Origin of the sequence: Nonomuraea sp. WAC 01424 (genome assembly GCF_003947315.1) — a bacterium.
GTDB classification, from domain to species: Bacteria; Actinomycetota; Actinomycetes; order Streptosporangiales; family Streptosporangiaceae; genus Nonomuraea; species Nonomuraea spiralis.
The window spans coordinates 118,240-141,064 of record NZ_QHHZ01000009.1; the positions used below are offsets into that span (position 1 = coordinate 118,240).

Consider the following 22,825-nt stretch of genomic DNA (forward strand, 5'->3'; position numbering starts at 1 on the left):
CGATGGCCTCGTCCCCTCACGCCGCGCCGTCGCGATGGCGGCGCGGCGAGGGCCTGCGCGCCCTGCTGTGGTTGTCGCCGTGGATCGTCGGAGTGTCGGTCTTCTTCGTCTATCCGCTGTTGTCCACGGTGTACTTCTCCTTCTACCGCTACGACATGACCAGCACGCCGGAGTTCATCGGGCTGGACAACTACGCGTACCTGCTGCACGACCCGAGGGTCGGGATGTCGGCGAAGAACACGTTGTGGCTGGTGGCGATCATGGTGCCCGCCACGGTGCTGTTCTCCCTGGCCCTGGCCCAGCTCGTGGTCAGGCTGAAGGCCGGGATCGGCATCCTGCGGACGATCTTCTACCTGCCCTCGCTGGTCCCGCTGGCGGCCGGGACGATCACGTTCGTCTTCCTGATGAACCCGGCGACCGGGCCGTGGAACAAGTTCCTGGCCCTGTTCGGGATCCACGGGCCCGACTGGTTCGGCGACCCGGCCTGGTCCAAGCCGAGCCTGACGCTGTTGTCGCTGTGGAGCTGCGGCCAGCTCGCCGTGATCTTCATGGCGGCGCTGCTGGACGTCCCCAAGCACCTGTACGAGGCCGCGGCCATCGACGGCGCCGGCGCCTGGCGGCAGTTCCGCAGCGTGACCCTGCCGACGATCGCGCCGGTGCTGATGTTCGCCCTGGTCACCAACGTCATCTACGCCCTGCAGTACTTCACGCAGGCGATGATCGCCTCCAGGGTGGCCTCGGGCTCGACCGACTCCCCCGGCTCGGCCTTCACCCCCGGCTACCCGGACGAGTCGCTGCTGACGCTGCCGCAGTGGTTGTTCCAGTCAGGGTTCCGCGACTGGACGATGGGCTACGCGTGCGTGCTGGCGCTGTTGCTGTTCGCCACGTCGATGATCTTCACGTTGATCCTGCTGCGGCAGTTCCGCCGGGCCGAGGAGGCGATATGAGCGCGACCATGACCGCCCCGGCCCCGCCGGTGGCGCCCGCGCGACGGGCGGGCGCCAGGGCGCGGCGGCGGCGCACGCTGGTGTGGATCGCCACGCACGCGACGGCGATCGTGCTGGCCCTGATGTTCCTGGCGCCGGTGGTGTTCCTGACGCTGACCGCGCTGATGACCGATGAGCAGGCGCTGACCGGCGACCTGTGGCCGCGTACGTGGAACTTCGACAACTTCGTGCTGGTGTTCGAGAAGTCGAAGCTGCTGCGCTGGGGGATCAACACCCTGCTGTACGCGGGCCTCGGCACGGTGTTCACGCTGGTCTCCTCGGTCCCGGTGGCCTACGCGCTGGCCCGGTTCCGGTTCAGGGGGCGGCGGGCGGCGTTCCTGCTGGTGATCACCGCGATGATGTTGCCGCCGCAGGTCATCGCGGTGCCGATCTACCTGGTGTGGGCACGGCTGGGGCTGACCGACAGCCTGTGGCCGCTGATCCTGCCGATGTTGTTCGGCGACGCGTTCTCGATCTTCCTGCTCCGGCAGTTCCTGATCACGATCCCGCGCGAGTACATCGACGCGGCGAAGGTGGACGGCTGTTCGGACGTCCGGACGCTGCTGCGGGTGATCCTGCCGATGGCCCGCCCGGCCGTCGCCGCCGTCGCCCTGTTCCAGTTCTTCTACTGCTGGAACGACTACTACGGCCCGCTGCTGTACGCCGGCGTGGAACAGGAGGGCTGGACGCTGTCGCTCGGCCTGGCCACGTTCAAGGCGTTCCACAGCGTGCAGTGGAACCTCACCATGGCCGCCACCCTGCTGGTGACCGCCCCGGTGATCATCGTGTTCTTCTTCGCCCAGAAGGTGTTCATCGAGGGCGTGACCTTGACAGGAGTGAAGGGTTGAAACTCGCCGTGGTCGGGGGCGGCTCGACGTACACGCCGGAGCTGATCGACGGGTTCGCGCGGCTGCGGGACGAGCTGCCGGTGACGGAGATCGCCCTGGTCGATCCGGATCCGTCCCGTCTGGAGCTGGTGTCGGGGATGTCGCGGCGCATGCTGGCGCACGCCGGGCATCCGGCGCGCGTGCTGGCCACGTCCTCGGTGGCCGAGGGGGTCGCGGGGGCCCAGGTCGTGCTGTTCCAGCTGCGGGTGGGCGGGCAGGCGGCCAGGAACGTGGACGAGACGCTGCCGCTGCGCTGCGGCTGCCAGGGCCAGGAGACGACGGGCGCGGGCGGCCTGGCCAAGGCGCTGCGTACGGTCCCGGTCGTGCTGGAGCTGGCCGAGACCGTACGCCGGGAGGCGCCCGACGCCTGGATCATCGACTTCACCAACCCGGTCGGGATCGTCACCAGGGCGCTGCTCGACGCCGGCCACCGGGCCATCGGGCTGTGCAACGTGGCGATCGGGTTCCAGCGCCACTTCGCCGAGGGCCTGGGCGTGGACCCCGCGCGCCTGACGCTCGGCCACGTCGGGCTGAACCACCTGAGCTGGGAGCGGGCCGTCTACCTCGACGGCCGGGACGTGCTGCCCGAGATCATCGAGCGGGGTGGCGAGGAGATCGCCGCCGCCCTCGGGCTGCGGCTGGAGCTGATCAGGCGGCTGGGTGTCGTCCCGTCCTACTACCTGCGCTACTTCTACGCCCACGACGCGGTGGTGAGCGAGCAGCGCGCCAAGCCGTCGCGGGCGGCCGAGGTGGCGGAGATGGAGAGGCGGCTGCTGGAGATGTACGGCGACCCGTCGGTGGTGACCAAGCCCGAGCTGCTGGCCCAGCGGGGCGGCGCCTTCTACTCCGAGTCGGCCGTGGCGCTGATCGCCTCGCTGCTCGGCGACCGCGGCGACACCCAGGTCGTCAACGTACGCAACCGGGGCACGCTGCCCTTCCTGGAGGACGACGCGGTCATCGAGGTGCCCGCCGCGATCACCGCGTCGGGCGCCGCGCCGCTGCCGGTGCCACCCGTCGAGCCGCTGTACGCGGGGCTGATCGCGCACGTGTCGGCGTACGAGACCCTGGCCCTGGAGGCCGCCCGCCAGGGCGGCGCCGACCGGGTGCGCGACGCCCTGCTGGCGCACCCGCTGATCGGCCAGGACGAGATCGCCGAGGAGCTGACGGGCCTGCTGCTGGAGGCCAACCGCGCGCACCTGCCCTGGACGGTGGCCTAGTGGCGGGCCCCCGGCTGCTCCTGGCCGTCGACGGCGGCAACAGCAAGACCGACGTCGCGGTGGTCACGGCCGACGGCGAGGTGGTCGCGACCGCCCGGACGGGCCCCTTCGAGCCGCAGAGCGCGGGCGTGGCGGCGGCCGTGGACGTGGTGGCGCAGGCCGCGGACCGCTGCGGCGTGCCGGCCCCGGCGTTCGAGCACGTGTCGGCCTGCCTGGCCGGGGCCGACTTCCCGGTGGAGGAGGAGGCGCTGGCCGCGGAGTTCGCCGCGCGCGGGTTCGGCGACGTGGTGGTGCGCAACGACACCTTCGCGCTGCTGCGGGCCGGCACCTCGGCCCCGTGGGGGGTCGCGGTGGTGTGCGGCGCGGGCATCAACGCGATCGGCGTCTCCCCCACCGGCCAGGTGGCCCGCTTCCCCTCGCTCGGCCGCCTCAGCGGCGACTGGGGCGGCGGCCAGGGCGTCGCCGAGGAGGCGTTGTGGCACGCGGTGCGCGCCGAGGACGGCCGCGGCGCGCCGACCGCCCTGGTGGAGCTCGTCACCAGCCACTTCGGCACGGCGACCGTCGAGGAACTGGTGCTCGACCTGCACTTCGGCCGCGTGGACGAGGGACGGCTGCACGAGCTGGCCCCCGGCGTGCTGGCCGTCGCGGCGGCCGGTGACGCGCTCGCCCGCGAGCTGGCCCGGCGGCAGGCCGAGGAGGTGACCGTGATGGCCGAGGTGTGCCTGCGGCGGCTCGGCCTGCTGGAGACGCCGGTCGAGGTGGTGCTCGGCGGCGGCATGCTGACCGCCGGGGACCCGCTGCTGACCTCGTTGCTGGAGTCGGCGTTCGCGGCCAGGGCGGCGCAGGCCAAGCTCGTGGTGCCGGACCTGCCGCCGGTGGCGGGCGCGGCGCTGCTGGGGCTGGATCACCTGGGCGCCCCGGAGGCCGCGCTGGCCCGCCTGCGGGCGCGTTTCGAGCCCCCGGTCCGTCGCTGACCGGCCCGGGGGCGTCGGCGGGGTCAGGCCGGGGCGTCCTGCCCGGCCTCGCCGGGGGCGGTCTCGGGGGCCGCGACGAGGGCGCGGTGCTCGTAGGGGGTGCTCAGGACCACCGTCGTACGGGTGGAGACGTTGGCCGAGGCGCGGATCTGCTGGAGCAGGTCCTCCAGCGCCACCGGCGAGGCCACCCGGACCTTGAGGATGTAGCTCTCGTCCCCGGCGACGCTGTGGCAGGCCTCGATGGCGCTCAGGTGGGCCAGCCGTACGGGGGCGTCGTCGGGGGCGGCGGGGTCGATCGGCTTGATCGAGACGAACGCGGTCAGCGGCAGGCCGATCGCGTCGTGGTCGATGATGGCGGCGTAGCCGCGGACGACCCCGCGCTTCTCCAGGCGGCGTACGCGCTGGTGGACCGCGGAGACGGAGAGCCCGGTCTCCCTGGCCAGGTCGGTGAAACTCATGCGGCCGTCGTGGGCGAGCAGCGTGACGATCCGGCGGTCGATCTCCTCCATCGGTCAAAGGTAGCCGGTGATGGTCACGACATGGTCCCGACGGGAGCGACCCCTCTGTTCATCGCGTGCTCGACCAGGGTGATGAGCACCTGGCGGCCCGAGTCGCGCCTGCGGGCGTCGCACAGCACGATGGGGACGTCGGGCTCCAGCCCGATGGCCCGGCGCACCTCGCCGACGGTGAAGGGCCTGGTGCCGTCGAAGCAGTTGAGCGCGATGATGAACGGCTGCGCGCGCTTCTCGAAGTAGTCGACGGCCGGGAAGCAGTCGGCCAGGCGGCGGGTGTCGGCCAGCACGACGGCGCCCAGCGCGCCCATGGCCAGCTCGTCCCACACGAACCAGAAACGTTCCTGGCCCGGGGTGCCGAACAGGTAGAGCATGTAGTCGTCGCGGATGGTGATGCGGCCGAAGTCCATGGCGACGGTCGTGGTGAGCTTGCGCTCGACGCCCGACAGGTCGTCCACGTGCGTGCCGACGTGGGTGAGCGCCTCTTCCGTGCGCAGCGGGCGGGTCTCGGACACGGCGCCGACCATCGTGGTCTTGCCCGCGCCGAACCCGCCCGCGATCAAGATCTTGATGGCGGTCGGGAGCCGCCAGCGGTCGACGCGACCGAATTCCATCCAGCACCGCCCGTACAGGTCCGCGCGCACGTGCGACCTTCGCCCATGGTCAGTGGTATCTGTCAAGGCGTGTTGTGAAGGTCGTCCCACATGCCTGGCATCGAGCCACCCTAGCAACGCCACATTTTCCACTCAAGACACAAATTTTTACAAGGAACAAAATGTCACGATTTATCGCCGGTAGTCCCATAAGTCGCCTGGCTTGTGCGGGAAAGTCAAGATTCTTGTCAGGATATTCGATGAGATCGTTAGGTTGCAGGACCGAAGTCCGAAATGCCGGTGAAGCCGGCGTTGAAGCCGATCCGTCGCCGCAGGTAGGCGGCCGTACGGGGGCTGCACCCGCGCAGCGCCTCGATCAGGCCGGTCGCCTCGCGGGCCAGGCCGTCCATCGTCTCGGCGACCTCGCCGCCGGTGACGCCGAGCCCCAGGACGTTGAGGTCGCCCCAGTTGAGGTCCTTGCGGTAGGAGGCGACGTCGCCGAGCAGGTGGAGGTAGCGCTGGACCTGCCGGCTGACCGCCCGCGCCTCCTCCAGGTGGCCGCCGATCCAGCCGTCGCCGGTGTAGATCCAGTGCGACAGGTCCACGAAGCAGGAGCCACGGCTGTCGGCGTTGTCAAGATAGTGCTCCAGCGTGGGCACGGCGCGGGTCTCCCGCCACACCCACGCCCTGGCCATCCCGGCCAGCGTCCTGGCGAGCTGGTCGTGCCAGAGCCGCCGCGCCGCGCCGAACCTCTCGGCCGTCGCCAGCTCGTCGCGCAGGTCGGCCAGGAAACGGGTGGCCGCCGACCGCGGCACCGCGCCGCGGGCGACCGCCAGGCAGTCGCGGGTCAGCCGTTCGACCTGCTCGCGGGTGGTGGCGGTGTGGTCGACCAGGCGGCCGACGGCCAGCACCCACAGGGCGCTGCGGTTGACCGCCTTCAGCCCGCCCGCGCCAGCCCAGGGGGCGCTGAAGGCGGTGCCGAGGGTCAGGGCGTGGTAGAACTCGTCGTCGAAGGCCGCGGCTGGGAACAGGCCGTCGTACATCTGGGCGCAGCGCCGCAGGTCTCTGCCGCACTCGGCGGCCAGCGCGCAGGTGCGGCCGAGCCTGAACGCCTCGTCCAGCTCCTCGCCGGGCACCCTAGCGCCGCCCGGATGGTTCGCACATCATGGCGACGCCCCCCAACACCCCGGACGAATACACCTGCCGGGGAATTGTTTCATGATCACGTACTGCCGATCAAGGCATCGCCGACCTGGGGGGCCAGCCCGAGCCCAGTAGTCCGTACGCCGCCCCGGAAAGCCGTGAGGGCCCCACCCGCGAGAAGCCCCAGGTCAGGCGATGAGCGGGAAACCCGCCCACAGGGCGGTGGCGTCGTCGTGGCGCTTGCCGCGCACCGGCCCGCGCGCCGCCTCCAGCTCCCGCACCGCCGAGATGAGCGCCTCCGGCCCCCCGCCGGTCAGCTCGGCGAGCACGGACTCCCAGCTCCACCCGTACCACTCGACCAGCCGCGTCACCCCGTCGGTGAACAGCCCGGCGCCGCGCAGCCCCGCCGCCTCCACCACCCCGCTGACCGCCCGCCCGGCGGCCTCGGGCCGGGTGGAGGCCACCCAGAACCCGCCGTCGGCGTTGCGCATGCGCCGCACCAGCTCCAGCGAGTACGGCCGCCCGCCCGGCAGCCGCTCCACCCGGTCGTCCCCGATGACCTCGGTCCCGCCCCCGGCCCGCGCGAGCACGACCGGGGAGTCCCCCAGCACCAGGTACTCCACCACTCCCCCGCCGAAGCGCAGCATGGCCACGGTCGCCGACGGGGAGTCGGGATCGTCCAGGTCGCAGGTGCCCGCGTGGGCGCCCATGGTGACGGAGATGGCCTCGGCCAGGACGTCGCCCAGCGGGGCGCGCCCGCCCGCGGCCAGCCCGGCGGCCAGCGCCCCGCCGAGCCGCCCGACCAGCCACGCGACGCCGTGGGCGCACCCGCCGCCGGCCCCGGCCGCCGCCGTGGCGCCGTCGAGCACGACCGCCCACGAGGGCCCGGCCACCGCCAGGTCCTCGTTGGGCCGCGCCGACCCCGGCCGGGTGGCGTATCTGACCTCGGTGAACACGCCTGTTACGGCTGGACGGTCACCAGCTCGCGCGGCGTGTTGTTCAGCCGCTCGCCGCCGGTCTCGGTGCAGACGACGATGTCCTCGATCCGGGCGCCGTGGCGGCCGGGCAGGTAGATGCCGGGCTCGACGGAGAAGGCGAACCCGGCCTCCAGCGGCTCGCCGTTGCCCGAGATGATGTACGGCTCCTCGTGCGTCTCGATGCCGATGCCGTGGCCGGTGCGGTGGATGAAGTAGTCGCCGTAACCGGCCTCGGTGATGACGTCGCGGGCCGCGGCGTCGATCGACTCGCACGACACGCCCGGCCGCACCGCCGCGCAGGCCGCGTCCTGGGCGCGGCGCAGCACCTCGTAGTAGGCGGCGAACTCGGCCGGCGGCTCGCCCACGCAGTAGGTGCGCGTGGAGTCGGAGCAGTAGCCGTTGTGGAGCTGGCCGCCGATGTCCACCACGACCGGCTCGCCCGCCTGGATCACCCGGTCGGACACGTCGTGGTGGGGGCTGGCGCCGTTGGGCCCGGAGGCGACGATGACGAAGTCGACGCTGTCGTGGCCGGCGGCCAGGATCAGCTCGGCGATGTCACGGCCCACCTCGCGCTCGGTGCGCCCGGCGCGCAGCAGCCCCGGCACCTGCCGGTGGACGGAGTCGATGGCCTCCCCCGCCTCACGCAGGGCCGCCACCTCGGCGGGCGACTTGCGCATGCGCAGTTCGCGCAGCACCGTGCCGGCCAGCACCTGCTCGGTCTCCGGCAGCACCTCGCGGAAGCGCAGCGACGACATGGCCCACATGCGGTCGGCCAGCCCCACCTTGGCCACCCGGCCGAGCCGGGCGGCGGCGATGGCGTAGGGGTCGTCGGTCTCGTCCCAGGCCACGAACTCCAGCCCGAGCCGGGAGGCGGGCGAGGCCTGCGCGGCCGGCAGCTCAAGACGCGGCACCATCATGTACGCCTCGCCGGAGGCGGGCACCACGAGGCAGGTCAGCCGCTCCAGCGGCTTGGCGTCATAACCGCTGACATAACGCAGGTCGGGCCCCGGCGTGAGCAGCAGGGCGTCGAGCCCGGCCTTGGCGGTGGCCTCCTGCGCGGCGGCCAGACGGGACACGGGATACAAGTCTGAGGACGTCACAGGCCAAATCTACTCGGACGACCGGCGCCCCCACTCCAGCAGGCCGCTTGTCCGCCCACGGCTAAAATCCGCGAAAACTTCTCACAACACAGCGACCCCTGACTACACTCCGTTCCACATCGATCACGTAGTGTGGGGCCAATTGTCCAGTTCCACTGCAGTTTGAGAGTGAGGCCATGGTCGACTTCGCAGGCGCGGCAGAGCTGGTCAGGCAGGAGGTCCCGCACGAGCGGGGCCGCGGAGCCGGCGCGGAGCTGCTGTCCGTCCGGCTCGCCCACGCCGAGCGGCTCGGCAACATGGGCTGGGCCGAGTGGAACCTGCGCACCGGCGCGGCCATCTGGTCCGACCAGGTCTACGCGATCTTCGGGAGAGACCGCGAGGAGGGCCCGCTGTCCCTTCCCGACCTGGCCGCCATGGTCGAGCCCGCCGACCTCGACGCGCTCGACCGGCTGCTGTGGCACGTGGTGGAGGGCGTCGAGCCCGTCCACGCCGAGTTCCGCGTCAGGCGCGGCACGGGCGAGCTGCGCGACCTGCGCGTCGTGCTCGAACCGCTGATGGCGCCCGGCGGCCCGGTCGGCATGCACGGCGTCATCCAGGACATCACCGGCCGCCGCCGGGCCGAGCGCATGATGTCGGAGTCGCGCCGCCAGCTCCTGGAGGCCCGCGAGCAGGCGGCCGAGGAGCGCAACGTGATGCTGGCGCTGCGCGAGGCCATCCTGCCCGCGCCCACCGGCTGCCTCGACCTGCCCGGCGCCAGGATCGCCGTCCGTTACGTGCCCGCCGAGAAGACCGCGAGCCTGGGCGGCGACTGGTTCGAGGCCGCGACCACCCCCGACGGCCGGCTGCTGCTGGCCATCGGCGACGTGTCGGGCCACGGCCTGCCCGCCATCGCCCACATGGCCCACCTGCGCCACGCGCTCGTCGGCCTCACCATGACCGGCAAGCCCGCCGACCGCCTGCTGTCCTGGCTCAACGACCTGGTCCTCCACCAGCTCAAGGACACCACCGCCACGGCCGTCATCGGCCACCTCGACCCCGCCACGCTGCTGTTCACCTGGGGCCAGGCGGGCAACCTCGACCCCATCCTCGTCCGCGGCGGCCTGGCGACCAGGCTGGGCAGGCCGCCCGGCGTGCTGCTCGGCGCGGTCTCCGGCCGCCCCTACGAGCTGGCCCGCACCCGGCTGCGCCCCGGCGACCTGCTGCTGATGTTCACCGACGGGCTGGTCGAGCGGCGCACCCGCGACATCGACGTCGGCCTGGAGCTGGTCCTCGCCGCCGCCCGCGGCCTGTCGGCCCACGACCTCGAAGCCGGGCTCGACCGCCTCCTGGCCCAGATCGGCGGCCCCAACCCCGAGGACGACGCCTGCCTGCTGGCCGTCGCCGTCCCGGAGCCACAGGAGGGGCCGGGAGCGCCGGAGCCGGACGGGAGGGCGGCGGGAGTGCGACCATAGACGGGTGCTCATGCTTCTGGACACACCGTCCCTCTACTTCCGGGCCTTCTACGGCGTCCCCGAGTCGATCAAGGCGCCCGACGGCTCGCCGGTCAACGCGGTACGCGGCCTCATCGACATGATCGCCACGCTGGTACGCCGGCACTCCCCGGCCGCGCTGGCCGCCACGATGGACGCCGACTGGCGGCCCGCCTTCAGGGTGGCGGCGATCCCGACGTACAAGGCGCACCGGGTGGCCCACGGCGACGTGGAGGAGGTGCCCGAGGCGCTGGTGCCGCAGATCGCCGTCATCAACGAGGTCCTCGACGCCGTCGGCATCGCCCGTCCCGAGTCGCCCGGCTACGAGGCCGACGACGTCATCGGCACCCTCACCCACCAGGCCGAGGGCGCCGTCGAGATCGTCACCGGCGACCGCGACCTGTTCCAGCTCGTCGACGACTCCCGCCCGGTCCGCGTCCTGTACACCGCGCGCGGCATCCGCAACCTGCAGTTCGTCGACGAGGCGTTCGTCACCGCCAAGTACGGCATCCCCGGCCGCGCCTACGCCGACTTCGCCACCCTGCGCGGCGACCCCAGCGACGGCCTGCCCGGCGTGCCCGGCGTCGGCGAGAAGACGGCCGCCGCGCTGATCACCCGGTTCGGCTCGCTCGACGCGCTGCTCACGGCGCTCGACTCCGGCCTCACCGAGGGTTTCCCGGCCGGCAGCCGCAACCGCCTGGCCGCCGCCCGCGACTACCTCGACGCCGCGCCGGCCGTGGTCGAGGTGGCCTCCGACGCCCCGCTACCCGCCGCCGACCTGACGCTGCCGGACAAGCCGCGCGACCCCGAGGCCCTGGTCGCGCTGGCCGACCGCTACGGCCTCGACAGCCCGCTCAACCGCCTGCTGGAGGCGCTCAGGAGCTGAGGAACTCGCGCACGGCGTCCTGGGCCACCTCGCGCAGGCGGCCGTGCACGGCCGCGTTCTCCTCGCGGTCGGTACGCACCTCCACCACCCTCGGCCCCTCGCCGCGCATCGCCTTGGGCAGCTCGCTGACGTCCCCGAGCAGCGTGTACGGCGTCCCCGTCGAGGCCGCCACGTACGCCAGGTCCACGCCGTGCGGCGTGCCGAAGACCCGCTCGAACGAGTCGCGGACGGCCGCCTGCGGCAGCAGCGAGAAGATGCCGCCACCGTCGTTGTTGACGACCACCAGGCACAGGTCCGGCCTGGGCTCGCGCGGCCCGAGGATCAGCCCGTTCTGGTCGTGCAGGAACGACAGGTCGCCGAGCAGCGCGTACGAGGGCCCGTTGTGCGCCAGCGCCGCCCCCATGGCCGTGGACACCAGCCCGTCGATGCCCGAGGCGCCCCGGTTGGCCATCAGCCTGATCCCGCGCCGCGGCCGCATGGCCTGGTCGAGGTCCCTGATCGGCATCGAGGAGCCGCAGAACAGCAGCGCGCCGTTGGGCAGCGCGTCGACCAGGTCGCGGGCCAGGCGCGGCTCGCTGGTTCCGGAGCGGTCCAGGACCGCGTCGAGGGCCGACCTGACCGCGGCGTCGGCCTGCCGCCAGGCATGCAGCCAGCTGTCGTCGCCGGAGGCCACCGGGATCTCCACGGCCTGCGCGACCTGCGTGGCCGACCTGGTCGGGTCGGGCCAGCGGTCGAGGTCCGGGGCGACCACGATGTGCTCCTCGGCCCTCCGCAGCCACGACAGCAGCGGGCGCGACAACCCCGGGCGGCCCAGCGTGACGACCACGTCGGGGCGGTGGGCGTCGGCGAACTCGGGGGTGCCCAGCAGGTAGTGGTAGGTGGAGATGGAGTGGTCGCCGTAGCGGGCGCCGCCGTTGGGCTCCGACAACACCGGCCAGCCCGCCATGCCGGCGGCGGCCACGTAACGCCGTACGTTGGCCGCGCCGTCGCCGACCACGAGTACGCCGCGCCTGGTGGGCGGGATGTGCAGGGCGATGGGCGGGGGCGCGACCCGGGCGCGTACCCAGGGGCCGTTGGCGCCGCCGTCGAGGGGCTCGGACCAGCTCGTGTCGCCGTCGGGGATCATCGGCTCCCGGAAGGCCAGGTTGAGGTGCACCGGGCCGGGGTTGGCCGGTCCGGCGGCGCGCTGGTAGGCGCGGCAGGCCAGCGAACGCCAGTAGGCCACCATCCCGGGCCGGTCCTCGGGCACGCCGACCTCGGCGAACCAGCGTACGGCGGTGCCGTACAGCTTGACCTGGTCGATCGTCTGGTTGGCGCCGGTGCCGCGCAGCTCGGGCGGGCGGTCGGCGGTGAGCACCAGCAGCGGCGCGCCCGACTCGTTGGCCTCGATCACGGCCGGGTGGAAGTTGGCCGCGGCGGTGCCGGAGGAGCAGATGAGCGCCACCGGCCGTTCGGAGCGCCGGGCCAGGCCGAGTGCCAGGAAGGACGCGGAGCGCTCGTCGATGCGTACGTGCAGGCGCACCCGCGACTCGGCGTGCAGGGCCAGGGCCAGGGCGGCCGAGCGTGAGCCGGGGGCGAGCACCACGTCGGTCAGGCCGCAGCGCACCAGCTCGTCGACGAGCACCGTGGCCAGCGCGGTAGCGGGGTTCAACGTGACGCCTCCTGCATCCGGCCAAGCCACTGGGGAGATTCAATCTCAAATTCCGACAAATGCTGAAAATTTACCGAGGGGCGGCGGACCGGCAGCCGTCCCTCCACGGGCACCAGCGAATCCTCCACCACGTCGCCCGCCAGCAGCGACATCGTGCCGAGCCCGCACGCGTACGGCAGCGACGGCAACGCCGCCGCCAGCGCGACCCCTGCCGCCAGCCCCACGGACGTCTCGACCGCGCTGGAGACCACTGCGGGCAACCCGCAGGACTCCACCTCGCGCAGCGCCGCGCGCACCCCGCCCAGCGGCTGCACCTTGACCACCGCGATGTCGGCCGCCTCGGCCGCCCTGACCCGCAGCGGGTCCTCGGCGCGCCGGATCGACTCGTCGGCCGCGATCGGCACGTCGACCGCCCTGCGCACGGCCGCCAGCTCCTCCAGCGTCGCGCACGGCTGCTCGGCGTACTCCAGCCCGAACCGGTCGAGGCGCTTGATCCGGGTGACGGCCTCGCCGACCTCCCAGGCGCCGTTGACGTCGACGCGCAGCCGCCCGGACGGCCCCAGGGCGTCGCGTACGGCCTCCACCCTGGCCAGGTCCTCGGCGAACGTCTGGCCGCGCTCGGCCACCTTCACCTTCGCCGTGTCGCAGCCGGACCGCCGCACCAGCTCATGGGCCTGCTCGGGATCGACGGCCGGGACGGTGGCGTTGACCGGGACGCTGTCGCGCACCGGCTCGGGCCACCCCTCGAAGGCGGCCTCACGGGCACACGCCAGCCAGCGGGCGCACTCGCGCGGACCGTACTCGGGGAACGGGGAGAACTCCCCCCAGCCCGCCGGGCCGTGCAGCAGCACGCCTTCCCTGACGGTCTGTCCTCGGAACCGCGTCCGCATCGGAATCCGGAAGACCACGGGAGAACGCGTCACGACCCTACCCTGCACCTGTGTCCGACCTGTCGCCATTAACCTTACGAGCATGTGGAGGAACCCGTCGCATCCGGACCGTCCGCTGCATGCCATTGTGCAGCCTCCGGGACCCGCCCTTTTCACCGCGATCCGCGACGCGCTCTCGGGTGACGGCCCCGCCGTCCTGCCTCTTCAGCCGGGCCACGAACACCGGGTCCTGGAGACCCTCCGCCCTACCCACGCCGACGGCGAGCCGCTGGCCGGCGGCGCCGGCGTCCCCGGCGACGTGGCGGTCGTGATCGCCACCAGCGGCAGCACCGGCGTCCCCAAGGGCGTGATGTTGTCGGCGTCCGCGCTGCGCGCCTCGGCGGCGGCCTCGCTGGGCCGGATAGGGGCCGGTGACGGCGACCGGTGGTTGTGCTGCCTGCCCGTCTCCCACGTCTCCGGTCTTCAGGTGCTGGTCCGCGCACTGTTGTCGGGCAGCGAGCCGGTCATCCACCCCTCCTTCGACGCGCGGGCCGTGTTGTCGTCGGGGGCCCATCACGTGTCCCTGGTGCCGACGCAGCTCCACCGGCTGGTCGAGATGGAGGCCGACCTGTCGGTGTTCCGCACGATCCTGCTCGGCGGCGCGGCGCCGCGCGCGGGCCTGGTCGAGCGGGCCGAGGAGCTCGGCGCTCGGGTGTTCACCACGTACGGGATGAGCGAGACCAGCGGCGGCTGCGTGTACGACGGCCAGCCCCTTTACAATGTAGATCTCAAAATCGGCGAGGACGACCTGATCAGGATCGCCGGGCCCGTGTTGTTCTCCGGCTACCGCTTCGGCGAGCCGGCCGCCTTCGACGGCGACTGGTTCGTCACCGCCGACCTCGGCGAGCTGACCGGCGGCCGCCTGCGCGTGCTCGGCCGGGCCGACGACGTCATCAACACCGGCGGCGAGAAGGTCGTGGCCGGTGCCGTGACCGCGGTTCTCGGCGCCCATCCCCAGGTCAAGGACGTGGCCGTGGCCGGCCTGCCGGACCCGGAGTGGGGCGAGGCGGTGACGGCGTTCGTGGTGCCCGCCGACCCGGCCGCGCCGCCCACGCTGGCCGAGTTGCGCGCCCACTGCCGCGACCGGCTGCCCGCCCACGCCGCCCCCCGCGGCCTGCGCCTGCTCCCCGGCCTCCCACTGCTGCCCAACGGCAAGACCGATCTCGTACGGCTGCGGACAGGAACCTGACGGGGTGCGGCTGCGTCATACCGGAAGAAGGAAGGGAGCCTTCATGAACCAGACCCGCAAGATGTGGGCATCCGCGGGCGTCGTCGGCGTGATCGTCGTCGGTGGCGCCTCGGTCGCGGCGGCCGCCTCGGCGGGCAAGCTCGACGCGGTCGCGAGGGAGACCAGGGCCGTGGTCGAGCAGGCCCCGCCCACCGGCGTCCAGGTCCCCGCGCCCGACAACACCGACGGCATCGTGGTCTCCAAGGAGGTCAACCCCGATCCGGGCGCGGTCGTCGACTACTGGACCGACAAGCGCATGGAGGAGGCCGAACCGATGCCCATGCCCGAGGCGACCGGAAACTTCGAGGTGGCGGAGTAGATTCCCGCCTTCCCAGGGTGGCGCGCCCTCTGGGCGTTCCGCCCCTTTTTCATCCGTCCGGGAACAAATAACGGCGGATGGCGTTATTGATACTGGTGTGCCGTGCGGAGTGAACACCGCCCCACCACAACCTGCCTGATCGCTTCGACTCCGTACGGAGGAGGTGTCCTCATGCCCAGAACCGCCGTGGCGACCCCACCCGCGACTCTCGACCAGCTCATTGAACGAGGGCGAGCCCAGGGTCACCTTTCTCTGGCGGAGCTGCGTGACGCGTTCGCCCAGGCCGGCATCAGCCCGTCTGAAGGCCGCACGATCCTGCGCGAGCTTTCGGAGGCCGGCGTGAGCCTGGCCGCCGAGAACGAGCCGTCACTGGCCAAGACCGCCGCCAGGAAGACCACCCAGAAGACCGCGAGCGCTCCGAAGCCGAGGAAGGCTTCCGGGGCAAAGGCTACCGGCCGCAAGGCCGCCGAGGCAAAAAACCCGGCGGACGGCAAGCCGGAGCACGAGGAGGACGTGGCCCCCGACGACATCGAGCTCACCGCCGAGGACGTCGAGATCGAGAACGAGGCCAACGACCTGGACGACACCCAGTCCGTCATGGGCGACTCGGTGCACACGTACCTGAAGTCGATCGGTCGCCGTACGCTGCTCACCGCCGCCCAGGAGGTCGAGCTGGCCCGCCGGATCGAGGCCGGCCTGTACGCCGAGTACAAGCTGGAGTCCGACCCCGACGCGCCGTCGGCCGTGCGCGACGACCTGAACCTGGTGGTCGAGGACGGCCGTCAGGCCAAGGACCACATGCTGGAGGCCAACCTGCGGCTGGTCGTCTCGGTGGCCAAGAAGTACACCGACCGCGGCATGTCGCTGCTGGACGTCGTCCAGGAGGGCAACCTGGGCCTGATCAGGGCCGTGGAGAAGTTCGACTACACCAAGGGCTTCAAGTTCTCCACCTACGCCATGTGGTGGATCCGGCAGGCCATCCAGCGTGGCTTCGCCGACTCCGCCCGTACGATCCGGCTGCCCGTGCACGTGCTGGAGATGCTCTCCAAGCTGTCGCGGGTCGAGCGTGACATGCACCAGAGGCTGGGCCGCGAGCCCACGCCCGAGGAGCTGGCCGTCGAGCTCGACAAGACCCCCGACCAGATCGAGGAGCTGCTGCGCACCAGCCGCCAGCCGATCTCGCTCAACGCGACGATCGGCGAGGACGGCGAGACCACGATCGGCGACCTCATCGAGGACGTCGACTCGCCCGAGGCGTCGGAGATCGTCGACCGCCAGCTGCTGGGTGACCAGCTGCGCGGCGTGCTCGACAACCTCTCGCCGCGCGAGGCGAAGATCATGGCCCTGCGCTTCGGCCTGGTGGACGGCAAGCCGCACACCCTGGACGAGATCGGCAAGCACCTCGGCCTGACCCGCGAGCGCATCCGCCAGCTCGAGAAGGAGTCGCTGTCGAAGCTGCGCCACCCGAGCAACACCCGTCCGCTGCTCGACTGGGCCAGCTGACCGGCCGCCGGAGATCCCGGCACGCACGAAGAGCCCCGGCACACCACAGGTGCCGGGGCTCTTCCGTCGCCGGAGGTCAGGCGGTGGCGGGCACCGGGCGGGGGATGCGCGGGATGCCCCACATGCGGTTCTCCTCGCGCAGCGTGCGCAGCCGGTCGACCTCGGCCGTCCACATGGCCCCGCGGGGGGTGGCCTTGGCCTTGCGGCGCGCGATGCGGTCGTCGTAGGCGCGCACGCCGAACGTGGCCCGCTGACCCGCCTCGGCCGCCCGCAGCGCCTCGGTCAGCGCGACGTCGAACACCCGGCCCGCGGCCAGCAGCTCGATCTCGTCGGCCGCGGCGGCGCGCAGGTCGCGCACGGTCTCCTCGGCCTGCCTGGCCTTCTCAAGCAGCTGCGGGAAGCTCTTGGAGATCTCCTGGTCCGCGTGGTAGCGAACCTCGGCCTCCCGGCTCACCCGCGGACGGAAAAACGCCATCGACCCTGCCCTTCACGCAGTCTTTGCTGTTCAACCGACAAGGGTACGCCGTCCGTGACCACCTTCTGACACCGCCTCCGAAGTCCGGGCGGCGGACGGGGCCGCCCAGTAAGATGATCACCATGCCCGCAAAGCGACCTCCCGTCCCACTCTCCCGCGAGCGCATCATCGAGGCCGCACTCCACATCGCCGACAGCCAGGGCCTGCGCCGGCTCACCATGCGCCGGCTGGGCGACGCGCTGGAGGTGGAGGCCATGGCCATCTACCACCACCTGCCCCGGGGCAAGGAGGCGCTGATGGACGCGCTGGCCGAGCACGTCACGTCCGTGCACGTGGAGCAGGCGGCCACCTGGCAGGAGACGGCCAGGGCGTGGTGCCGGGCGGGCCGGGAGCTGCTGCGCGAGCATCCCGGCGTGCTGGCGCTGGCCCTGACCAAGCCGCCCAAGGGCGCCACCGCGGTGGCCATCAGCGAGCAGACCGAGCAATTGGCCGACGGGGGCCTGCGCGACGCCCCTGAGGCCGTACGGGCGCTGCGGGCGTTCGTGTTCGGCAGCGTGGCGGTCGAGGTCCAGCAATCCGGATGGGCTGACCCAGAAGTTGATGAATGGGTCAGGCGTGACGAAAGAGCCGATGTGGACTTCGAAAGAGGGCTCGACGCTTTGCTTAAGGGGTTGCAAACGTAGTGCGCGTGTCACGCTTGGCCCGTTATCCTGCATAAGGCACTCTGTGTCGAAGGTCACACGATCGGGGGATCCTCCTGTAACAGTCCGAACGGGCTATGTCGGACCGTGTGACACACGCCGCACACTTGCCAGAACAACAAACCCGAGCCGCTCCCGTCCCTCTCCCGGGAGCACCCACGAGATATCGGAGGCACGCCGATGTGCCCGCACGACCCGGCCTGTCCGTCTGCCGAGGCGCCGGACCGCGAGGCAGCACGCACCCTCGCATGCCACCCCGAGCAGGGGTGGAGCCTTCTCTGCAACGGCGTCGTCCTGTTCGAGGACACCGGGGAGCTCCTGCCCAGCGGCACCGTCATCGCGCCGCACCGGCCCGACCCCCTGGTCGGCGCCGCCTGACGGCGGCCAGTTCGCCGATCCACCGGGCCACGACCTCGCCCACCCGGGCGGGGTCCCGCTTCAGGTCGTGGCCCTCTCCCGGCAGCACCACCAGCCGGGCGCAGTCCGCCGGATCCGGCACTCCGAACGGATCCCGGTCCCCGTTCACCACCAGCACGTCGACCCCGGCCCCGCGCAGCTCCTCGGCCCTGGAACGCTCCGGCTTGCCCGGCGGGTGCAGCGGGAAGGCCAGCGCGACCACCGCCGCGGCGCCCACGGCCGAGGCCGTACGGCAGGCCACCCGGGCTCCGTTGCTCCGCCCGCCCTGTACCAGCGGCAGGTCCGGCCACCTGGCACGCAGCTCGCCCAGCACGATCTCCCAGGCCTCGTCCTGCTTGACCGCCGAGCCCGGCGCCCGCGCCCCCGCCACCCGGAACGCCTGGGACACCCTGGCCACGACCGCCCCGGCCCCGAGCGCGGCGTCGCGGACGGCCAGCAGGTCGGGGGCGTCCACTCCCCCGGCCGACCCGTGGGTCAGCACCAGCAGCAGCCGGGGCTCGGCCACCTCGTCCACCTGCACCAGCGCGGGCCCTCGCGGAGTCATGATCTCCATGGCAGCACCGTACCTGGGGAGGATCCGCCCCTAGCTCCCAGGTCGGATGACGGCGCGCCGAAGACCAGGGATGATGACCTTTATGCCAGACATGCGCCCCATCCGGGATGACCTGCAGGCCACCCTCGACGCCCGCCGCGACCTCGGCCCCGACTACGAGGCCGCGCTCGTCGACTCCTTCGTGGAACGGCTCGACGCCGCCATCGCCGCCCGCGTACAGGCCGAGCTGAACGGCCACGGCGTCGCGCCGGCCAGGCCCAACCAGCACAACGGCGGCGCGGCGATGATCCCCGTCGCGCTGGGCTCGATGGGCCTCGGCATCCCGCTGACCGCCATCGCGGCGAGCAACGCGGGCCTGGTGGGCCTGACGATCACGTGGCTGGCGATCGTCGCCATCAACGTGGCCGCCGCCGTGGCCATCATGCGCCGCGCCTGAGCCCGCGCCTCTGCTTTCTGCCGCGCGCTCAGGCGTCGCGGTGGAAACGCAGCCGGACCTCGGCGGCCAGGATCTCGTCCTCGTGTTCCAGGCCGTACGTCCACACCTGACCGGCGTCCTCGGTGCGCCCGCGCAGCGGCAGCGTACGGGCCAGCAGCTCGATGGCCAGCGCCCCCGTCTGGGGGTCGGCCCCGCTCTCGACGGCCTCGGCGAACTCCGCGCAGGCCAGCTCCAGGTGGGCGATGCCGAGCAGCACCCGCAGCCCCGGCAGCTCCCCCGCCGGGGCGAACTCCAGCGCGTCCAGCAGCAGCTCGGCCGCCTCGCCCGGATCGCCGTGCTCCAGCAGCATCTCGGCGAGCTGCCGCGCCGCGTGCGCGCCGGCCTGGGCGTCGCCCGCCCGCTCGCCGCTCTCCATGGCGGCGCGCAGCTCCTTCTCCGCCTCCGCCGCGCCGCCGGCCAGCCGGGCCAGCGCGAGGTGGGCCAGCGGGAGGTAGGCGGCCGTGCCCATGCCGAGCACGGCCTGCCAGGCGGCCCTGGCCTGGTCGTCGCGGCCCTCGCGCTCGAAGCCCTGGGCCAGGTGGCAGGCGGCCTGGGCGGCGTACTCGGGATGGCCGGTGGCCAGCGCCGTACGGGCCGCGGCGCGGGCGGCGTCGGTGTCGCCGCGCTCGTCGAGCACCACGGCCAGCCCCACGGCCGCCTGGGCCCGGTCGGGGTTGCCGGGGTCGGCGACGAGCTCGGTCAGTATCGCCGCCGCACCCTCGAGGTCGCCGCCCTCGGCCAGGCGGCGGGCGGTGTCGAGGGGCGGCGTCTCCAGCTCTGAGGACGTCAAGAGAGCTCCTTCTGGCGACGGATCGCACCGAGCCTAACGGCTCGTCGCGATCATGTCTGCTCACTTGACGGTGTAGGACTGGCCCATGCCCGAAGCGGGCCCCCGGCAGGGGGCCCGCTTGAGACTCAGTCCTCGTACGCCTCCAGCGGCGGGCAGGAGCACACCAGGTTACGGTCGCCGTAGGCCTGGTCGATCCGGCGCACCGGCACCCAGTACTTGCCCTCGCGCAGCGAGCTCAGCGGGTAGGCCGCCTCGGTCCGCGAGTACGGGTGCGCCCACTCGTCGGCGGTGACCGACTCGGCGGTGTGCGGGGCGTTGCGCAGCGGGTTGTCGGTCTTGTCGTAGTCGCCGGAGGCCACCTTGGCGATCTCGCCGCGGATGGCGATCATGGCGTCCACGAACCGGTCGAGCTCGTCGAGGTCCTCGCTCTCGGTCGGCTCGATCATCAGCGTCCCGGCCACCGGGAACGACATGGTCGGGGCGTGGAAGCCGTAGTCGATCAGGCGCTTGGCCACGTCGTCGACGGTGACGCCGGTCTCCTTGGTGATCTGCCGCAGGTCCACGATGCACTCGTGGGCCACCAGGCCGCCGCGCCCGGTGTAGAGCACCGGGAAGTGCGGGGCCAGCCGCCTGGCCAGGTAGTTGGCCGACAGGATGGCCTGCTCGGTGGCCGCGGTGAGCCCCTCGGCGCCCATCATCCGCACGTACGCCCACGAGATCGGCAGGATGCCGGCCGATCCGTACGGGGCGGCCGAGACCGGGCCGACCGCGCTGCCGTCGCGCAGCGGGTGGCCGGGCAGGTAGGCCGCCAGGTGGCCGCGCACCGCGACCGGGCCGACGCCGGGGCCGCCGCCGCCGTGCGGGATGCAGAACGTCTTGTGCAGGTTGAGGTGGGACACGTCGGCGCCGAACTCGCCCGGCTTGGCCAGGCCCACCAGGGCGTTGAGGTTGGCGCCGTCGACGTACACCTGGCCGCCGGCCTCGTGCACCTTGGCGCAGACCTCGGTGATCGACTCCTCGTACACGCCGTGCGTGGACGGGTACGTCACCATGATCGCCGCCAGCCGCTCGCGATGCTTGGCGATCTTGGCGTCGAGGTCGGCCAGGTCGATGTTCCCGTCGGTGTCGCAGGCCACGACCACGACCCGCATGCCCGCCATGACGGCGCTGGCCGCGTTCGTGCCGTGGGCCGAGGACGGGATCAGGCACACGTCGCGGCCGGTGTCGCCGTTGGCCTGGTGGTAGGCGCGGATGGCCAGCAGGCCGGCGAACTCGCCCTGGGAGCCCGCGTTCGGCTGGATGGAGACCGCGTCGTAGCCGGTCACCTCGGCCAGCCAGCCCTCCAGGGTGCCGATCAGCTCCCGGTAGCCCTCGGTCTGGGCCTCGGGCGCGTACGGGTGGACGCCGGCGAACTCCGGCCAGGTGATCGGCTCCATCTCGGTGGTCGCGTTGAGCTTCATCGTGCAGGAGCCCAGCGGGATCATCGAACGGTCGAGCGCGATGTCCTTGTCCTGGAGGCGGCGCAGGTAGCGCAGCATCGCGGTCTCGGAGCGGTGACTGTGGAAGACCGGGTGGGTCAGGTAGTCCGACTCGCGCAGCAGCCCGTCCGGCAGCGCGTCGGCCGACAGCTCCACCGCCTCGCGCTCGACGCCGAAGGCGGCCCATACCTTGGCCAGCTCGGCGGCGCCGGTCTTCTCGTCGCAGGCGATCGAGACGTGGTCGTCGCCGGCCTGCCACAGGTTGACGCCCCGCTCGGCGGCGGCGGCCACCACGTCGGCGGCCCGGCCGGGCACGCGGACGAGCACGGTGTCGAAGAACTCGCCGTGCACGACCTCCAGCCCGGCCTCGCGCAGCCCGGCGGCCAGCGCGACGGCGTGCCGGTGCACCCGCAGCGCGATGCGGCGCAGGCCCTCGGGGCCGTGGTAGACGGCGTACATGCCGGCGATCACGGCCAGCAGGACCTGGGCGGTGCAGATGTTGCTGGTGGCCTTCTCGCGGCGGATGTGCTGCTCGCGGGTCTGCAGGGCCAGCCGGTAGGCGGGGTCGCCGTCCACGTCGACCGACACGCCGACCAGGCGGCCGGGCATCTGCCGCTGCAGGCCCTCACGTACGGACATGTAGGCCGCGTGCGGGCCGCCGAAGCCGAAGGAGACGCCGAAGCGCTGGGAGGAGCCGATGGCGATGTCGGCGCCCAGCTCGCCCGGGGCGGCCACGAGCGTGAGGGCCAGCAGGTCGGCGGCGGCCACGACGAGCGCGCCCGCCTCGTGCGCCCTGGCGGCCACGCCGCGGAAGTCGCGCAGGCGGCCCGAGGCGCCCGGGTACTGCACGAGCACGCCGAAGCAGTCGGGCAGCTCGCCGTCGAGGTCGTGCTCGACCAGCGTGATGCCGAGCGGCTCGGCGCGGGTGGCCAGTACGGCCTTGGTCTGGGGCAGCGTGTCGGCGTCGACGACGAACACGTCGCTCTTGGACCTGCCGGCGCGGCGGGCCAGCGTCATGGCCTCGGCCGCGGCGGTGGCCTCGTCCAGCAGCGAGGCGCCGGCCACGTCGAGGCCGGTCAGGTCGGAGACGACCGTCTGGAAGTTCAGCAACGCCTCCAGGCGGCCCTGCGAGATCTCCGGCTGGTACGGCGTGTAGGCGGTGTACCAGCCCGGGTTCTCCAGCAGGTTGCGCCGGATGACGGCGGGCGTGACGGTGTCGTAGTAGCCCAGTCCGATCATCGAGGTCAGCACCCGGTTGCGGGAGGCCAGCTCGCGCAGCTCGGCGATGGCCTCGGTCTCACTCGCGGCCGGCGGGAGCTGCAGCCGGTCCTTGGCCCTGATGGCCTCGGGGACGGCCACGGCCACCAGATCGCCGACGGACTCGAAACCCACGGCCTCGAGCATGCGCTGCTGCTCGGACTCGGAGGGCCCGATATGCCTGGACGAGAACGGCGGAGCGGACAGGTCGGTCATGGAGGTTGCCTCCTGAGGCTTGGAGACCGGCGCCAGGGCGCGGGCGAGTGCCGGATCTCCCCCTCTGTCATCGCGACGTCATCGCGACC

Annotated in this window: 23 protein-coding genes; 12 read left to right on the forward strand and 11 right to left on the reverse strand. The window is 72.5% G+C overall.

Translation table 11 applies throughout. The features are described 5' to 3' along the window. Nucleotides 1-2: 2 nt before the first annotated feature. From DMB42_RS24910 to DMB42_RS24925, 4 genes are read left to right on the forward strand one after another with little or no spacing between them, the layout of a single operon-like run. Nucleotides 3-947, forward strand: a complete 945-nt coding sequence (locus DMB42_RS24910; protein WP_125637429.1) for a carbohydrate ABC transporter permease — start codon at nucleotides 3-5, stop codon at nucleotides 945-947. Next, complete coding sequence (locus DMB42_RS24915) at nucleotides 944-1,834, forward strand: carbohydrate ABC transporter permease (RefSeq protein ID WP_125637430.1); 891 nt, start codon at nucleotides 944-946, stop codon at nucleotides 1,832-1,834. Before DMB42_RS24910 ends, DMB42_RS24915 begins: the two co-directional genes overlap by 4 nt. Continuing rightward, entirely contained in the window at nucleotides 1,831-3,090 is a 1,260-nt protein-coding gene (locus DMB42_RS24920) for a 6-phospho-beta-glucosidase (protein WP_125637431.1), read from the forward strand. Before DMB42_RS24915 ends, DMB42_RS24920 begins: the two co-directional genes overlap by 4 nt. Beyond that, a complete protein-coding gene (locus DMB42_RS24925; RefSeq protein ID WP_125637432.1) occupies nucleotides 3,090-4,064 on the forward strand; it encodes an N-acetylglucosamine kinase in 975 nt (324 codons plus the stop codon). The genes DMB42_RS24920 and DMB42_RS24925 overlap by 1 nt, the downstream gene beginning before the upstream one ends. Before the next feature lie 23 nt (nucleotides 4,065-4,087). On the opposite strand, the gene DMB42_RS24930 is transcribed toward DMB42_RS24925, so the two are convergent. The 5 genes from DMB42_RS24930 to DMB42_RS24950 all read right to left on the reverse strand — a co-directional run bounded on the left by DMB42_RS24930 (nucleotide 4,088) and on the right by DMB42_RS24950 (nucleotide 8,374). After that, nucleotides 4,088-4,573 carry an Lrp/AsnC family transcriptional regulator gene (locus tag DMB42_RS24930; protein ID WP_125637433.1) on the reverse strand — a complete coding sequence of 162 codons (486 nt, stop codon included), beginning with the start codon at nucleotides 4,571-4,573 and terminating at the stop codon, nucleotides 4,088-4,090. A gap of 23 nt (nucleotides 4,574-4,596) precedes the next feature. After that, nucleotides 4,597-5,190, reverse strand: a complete 594-nt coding sequence (locus DMB42_RS24935; protein ID WP_125637434.1) for an ATP/GTP-binding protein — start codon at nucleotides 5,188-5,190, stop codon at nucleotides 4,597-4,599. A 248-nt stretch (nucleotides 5,191-5,438) separates the two neighbouring features. Beyond that, nucleotides 5,439-6,305 (reverse strand): terpene synthase family protein, encoded by an 867-nt coding sequence (locus tag DMB42_RS24940; protein ID WP_125637435.1) that lies wholly within the window; start codon nucleotides 6,303-6,305, stop codon nucleotides 5,439-5,441. 195 nt (nucleotides 6,306-6,500) lie between these two features. Next, nucleotides 6,501-7,268 carry a protein phosphatase 2C domain-containing protein gene (locus DMB42_RS24945; protein WP_125637436.1) on the reverse strand — a complete coding sequence of 256 codons (768 nt, stop codon included), beginning with the start codon at nucleotides 7,266-7,268 and terminating at the stop codon, nucleotides 6,501-6,503. A 5-nt stretch (nucleotides 7,269-7,273) separates the two neighbouring features. After that, nucleotides 7,274-8,374 (reverse strand): Xaa-Pro peptidase family protein, encoded by a 1,101-nt coding sequence (locus DMB42_RS24950; protein ID WP_125637721.1) that lies wholly within the window; start codon nucleotides 8,372-8,374, stop codon nucleotides 7,274-7,276. A 191-nt stretch (nucleotides 8,375-8,565) separates the two neighbouring features. Between DMB42_RS24950 and DMB42_RS24955 the strand changes: the two genes are divergently transcribed. Continuing rightward, on the forward strand, nucleotides 8,566-9,840 hold the full coding sequence (locus DMB42_RS24955; RefSeq protein WP_125637437.1) for a PP2C family protein-serine/threonine phosphatase: 1,275 nt from the start codon (nucleotides 8,566-8,568) through the stop codon (nucleotides 9,838-9,840). A 10-nt stretch (nucleotides 9,841-9,850) separates the two neighbouring features. Further along, complete coding sequence (locus tag DMB42_RS24960; RefSeq protein WP_125637722.1) at nucleotides 9,851-10,744, forward strand: 5'-3' exonuclease H3TH domain-containing protein; 894 nt, start codon at nucleotides 9,851-9,853, stop codon at nucleotides 10,742-10,744. Here DMB42_RS24960 and menD read toward each other — a convergent pair. Both menD and DMB42_RS24970 read right to left on the reverse strand, forming a co-directional pair. Further along, nucleotides 10,734-12,395, reverse strand: a complete 1,662-nt coding sequence (gene menD, locus DMB42_RS24965) for a 2-succinyl-5-enolpyruvyl-6-hydroxy-3-cyclohexene-1-carboxylic-acid synthase (protein ID WP_125637438.1) — start codon at nucleotides 12,393-12,395, stop codon at nucleotides 10,734-10,736. The genes DMB42_RS24960 and menD overlap by 11 nt on opposite strands. Next, complete coding sequence (locus DMB42_RS24970) at nucleotides 12,392-13,285, reverse strand: o-succinylbenzoate synthase (RefSeq protein WP_396983610.1); 894 nt, start codon at nucleotides 13,283-13,285, stop codon at nucleotides 12,392-12,394. Before DMB42_RS24970 ends, menD begins: the two co-directional genes overlap by 4 nt. Nucleotides 13,286-13,367: 82 nt before the next feature. On the opposite strand from DMB42_RS24970, the gene DMB42_RS24975 reads away from it, so the two are divergent. From DMB42_RS24975 to DMB42_RS24985, 3 genes are all read left to right on the forward strand, one after another. Next, nucleotides 13,368-14,513 carry an AMP-binding protein gene (locus DMB42_RS24975; protein ID WP_125637440.1) on the forward strand — a complete coding sequence of 382 codons (1,146 nt, stop codon included), beginning with the start codon at nucleotides 13,368-13,370 and terminating at the stop codon, nucleotides 14,511-14,513. Nucleotides 14,514-14,556: 43 nt separating this feature from the next. Further along, complete coding sequence (locus DMB42_RS24980; RefSeq protein WP_125637441.1) at nucleotides 14,557-14,871, forward strand: hypothetical protein; 315 nt, start codon at nucleotides 14,557-14,559, stop codon at nucleotides 14,869-14,871. Nucleotides 14,872-15,042: 171 nt separating this feature from the next. Beyond that, entirely contained in the window at nucleotides 15,043-16,374 is a 1,332-nt protein-coding gene (locus DMB42_RS24985) for an RNA polymerase sigma factor (RefSeq protein WP_125637442.1), read from the forward strand. Nucleotides 16,375-16,450: 76 nt separating this feature from the next. Here the strand turns inward: DMB42_RS24985 and DMB42_RS24990 are convergent, their stop codons facing one another. Beyond that, nucleotides 16,451-16,849: a hypothetical protein gene (locus DMB42_RS24990; protein WP_185844848.1), complete on the reverse strand. Its 399-nt coding sequence runs from the start codon at nucleotides 16,847-16,849 to the stop codon at nucleotides 16,451-16,453. 122 nt (nucleotides 16,850-16,971) lie between these two features. On the opposite strand from DMB42_RS24990, the gene DMB42_RS24995 reads away from it, so the two are divergent. After that, nucleotides 16,972-17,532 carry a TetR/AcrR family transcriptional regulator C-terminal domain-containing protein gene (locus DMB42_RS24995; protein WP_185844849.1) on the forward strand — a complete coding sequence of 187 codons (561 nt, stop codon included), beginning with the start codon at nucleotides 16,972-16,974 and terminating at the stop codon, nucleotides 17,530-17,532. Nucleotides 17,533-17,730: 198 nt separating this feature from the next. Continuing rightward, complete coding sequence (locus DMB42_RS54345; protein WP_125637444.1) at nucleotides 17,731-17,928, forward strand: DUF5999 family protein; 198 nt, start codon at nucleotides 17,731-17,733, stop codon at nucleotides 17,926-17,928. Here the strand turns inward: DMB42_RS54345 and DMB42_RS25005 are convergent. Beyond that, entirely contained in the window at nucleotides 17,885-18,520 is a 636-nt protein-coding gene (locus DMB42_RS25005; RefSeq protein WP_125637445.1) for an alpha/beta family hydrolase, read from the reverse strand. The two genes, DMB42_RS54345 and DMB42_RS25005, sit on opposite strands and share 44 nt — an antisense overlap. An 82-nt stretch (nucleotides 18,521-18,602) precedes the next feature. On the opposite strand from DMB42_RS25005, the gene DMB42_RS25010 reads away from it, so the two are divergent. Beyond that, nucleotides 18,603-18,956, forward strand: a complete 354-nt coding sequence (locus DMB42_RS25010) for a hypothetical protein (protein WP_125637446.1) — start codon at nucleotides 18,603-18,605, stop codon at nucleotides 18,954-18,956. 28 nt (nucleotides 18,957-18,984) lie between these two features. Here the strand turns inward: DMB42_RS25010 and DMB42_RS25015 are convergent, their stop codons facing one another. Both DMB42_RS25015 and gcvP read right to left on the reverse strand, forming a co-directional pair. Continuing rightward, nucleotides 18,985-19,785 carry a hypothetical protein gene (locus DMB42_RS25015; RefSeq protein WP_125637447.1) on the reverse strand — a complete coding sequence of 267 codons (801 nt, stop codon included), beginning with the start codon at nucleotides 19,783-19,785 and terminating at the stop codon, nucleotides 18,985-18,987. Nucleotides 19,786-19,910: 125 nt separating this feature from the next. Beyond that, nucleotides 19,911-22,736 (reverse strand): aminomethyl-transferring glycine dehydrogenase, encoded by a 2,826-nt coding sequence (gene gcvP, locus DMB42_RS25020; protein ID WP_125637448.1) that lies wholly within the window; start codon nucleotides 22,734-22,736, stop codon nucleotides 19,911-19,913. Nucleotides 22,737-22,825 lie beyond the last annotated feature (89 nt).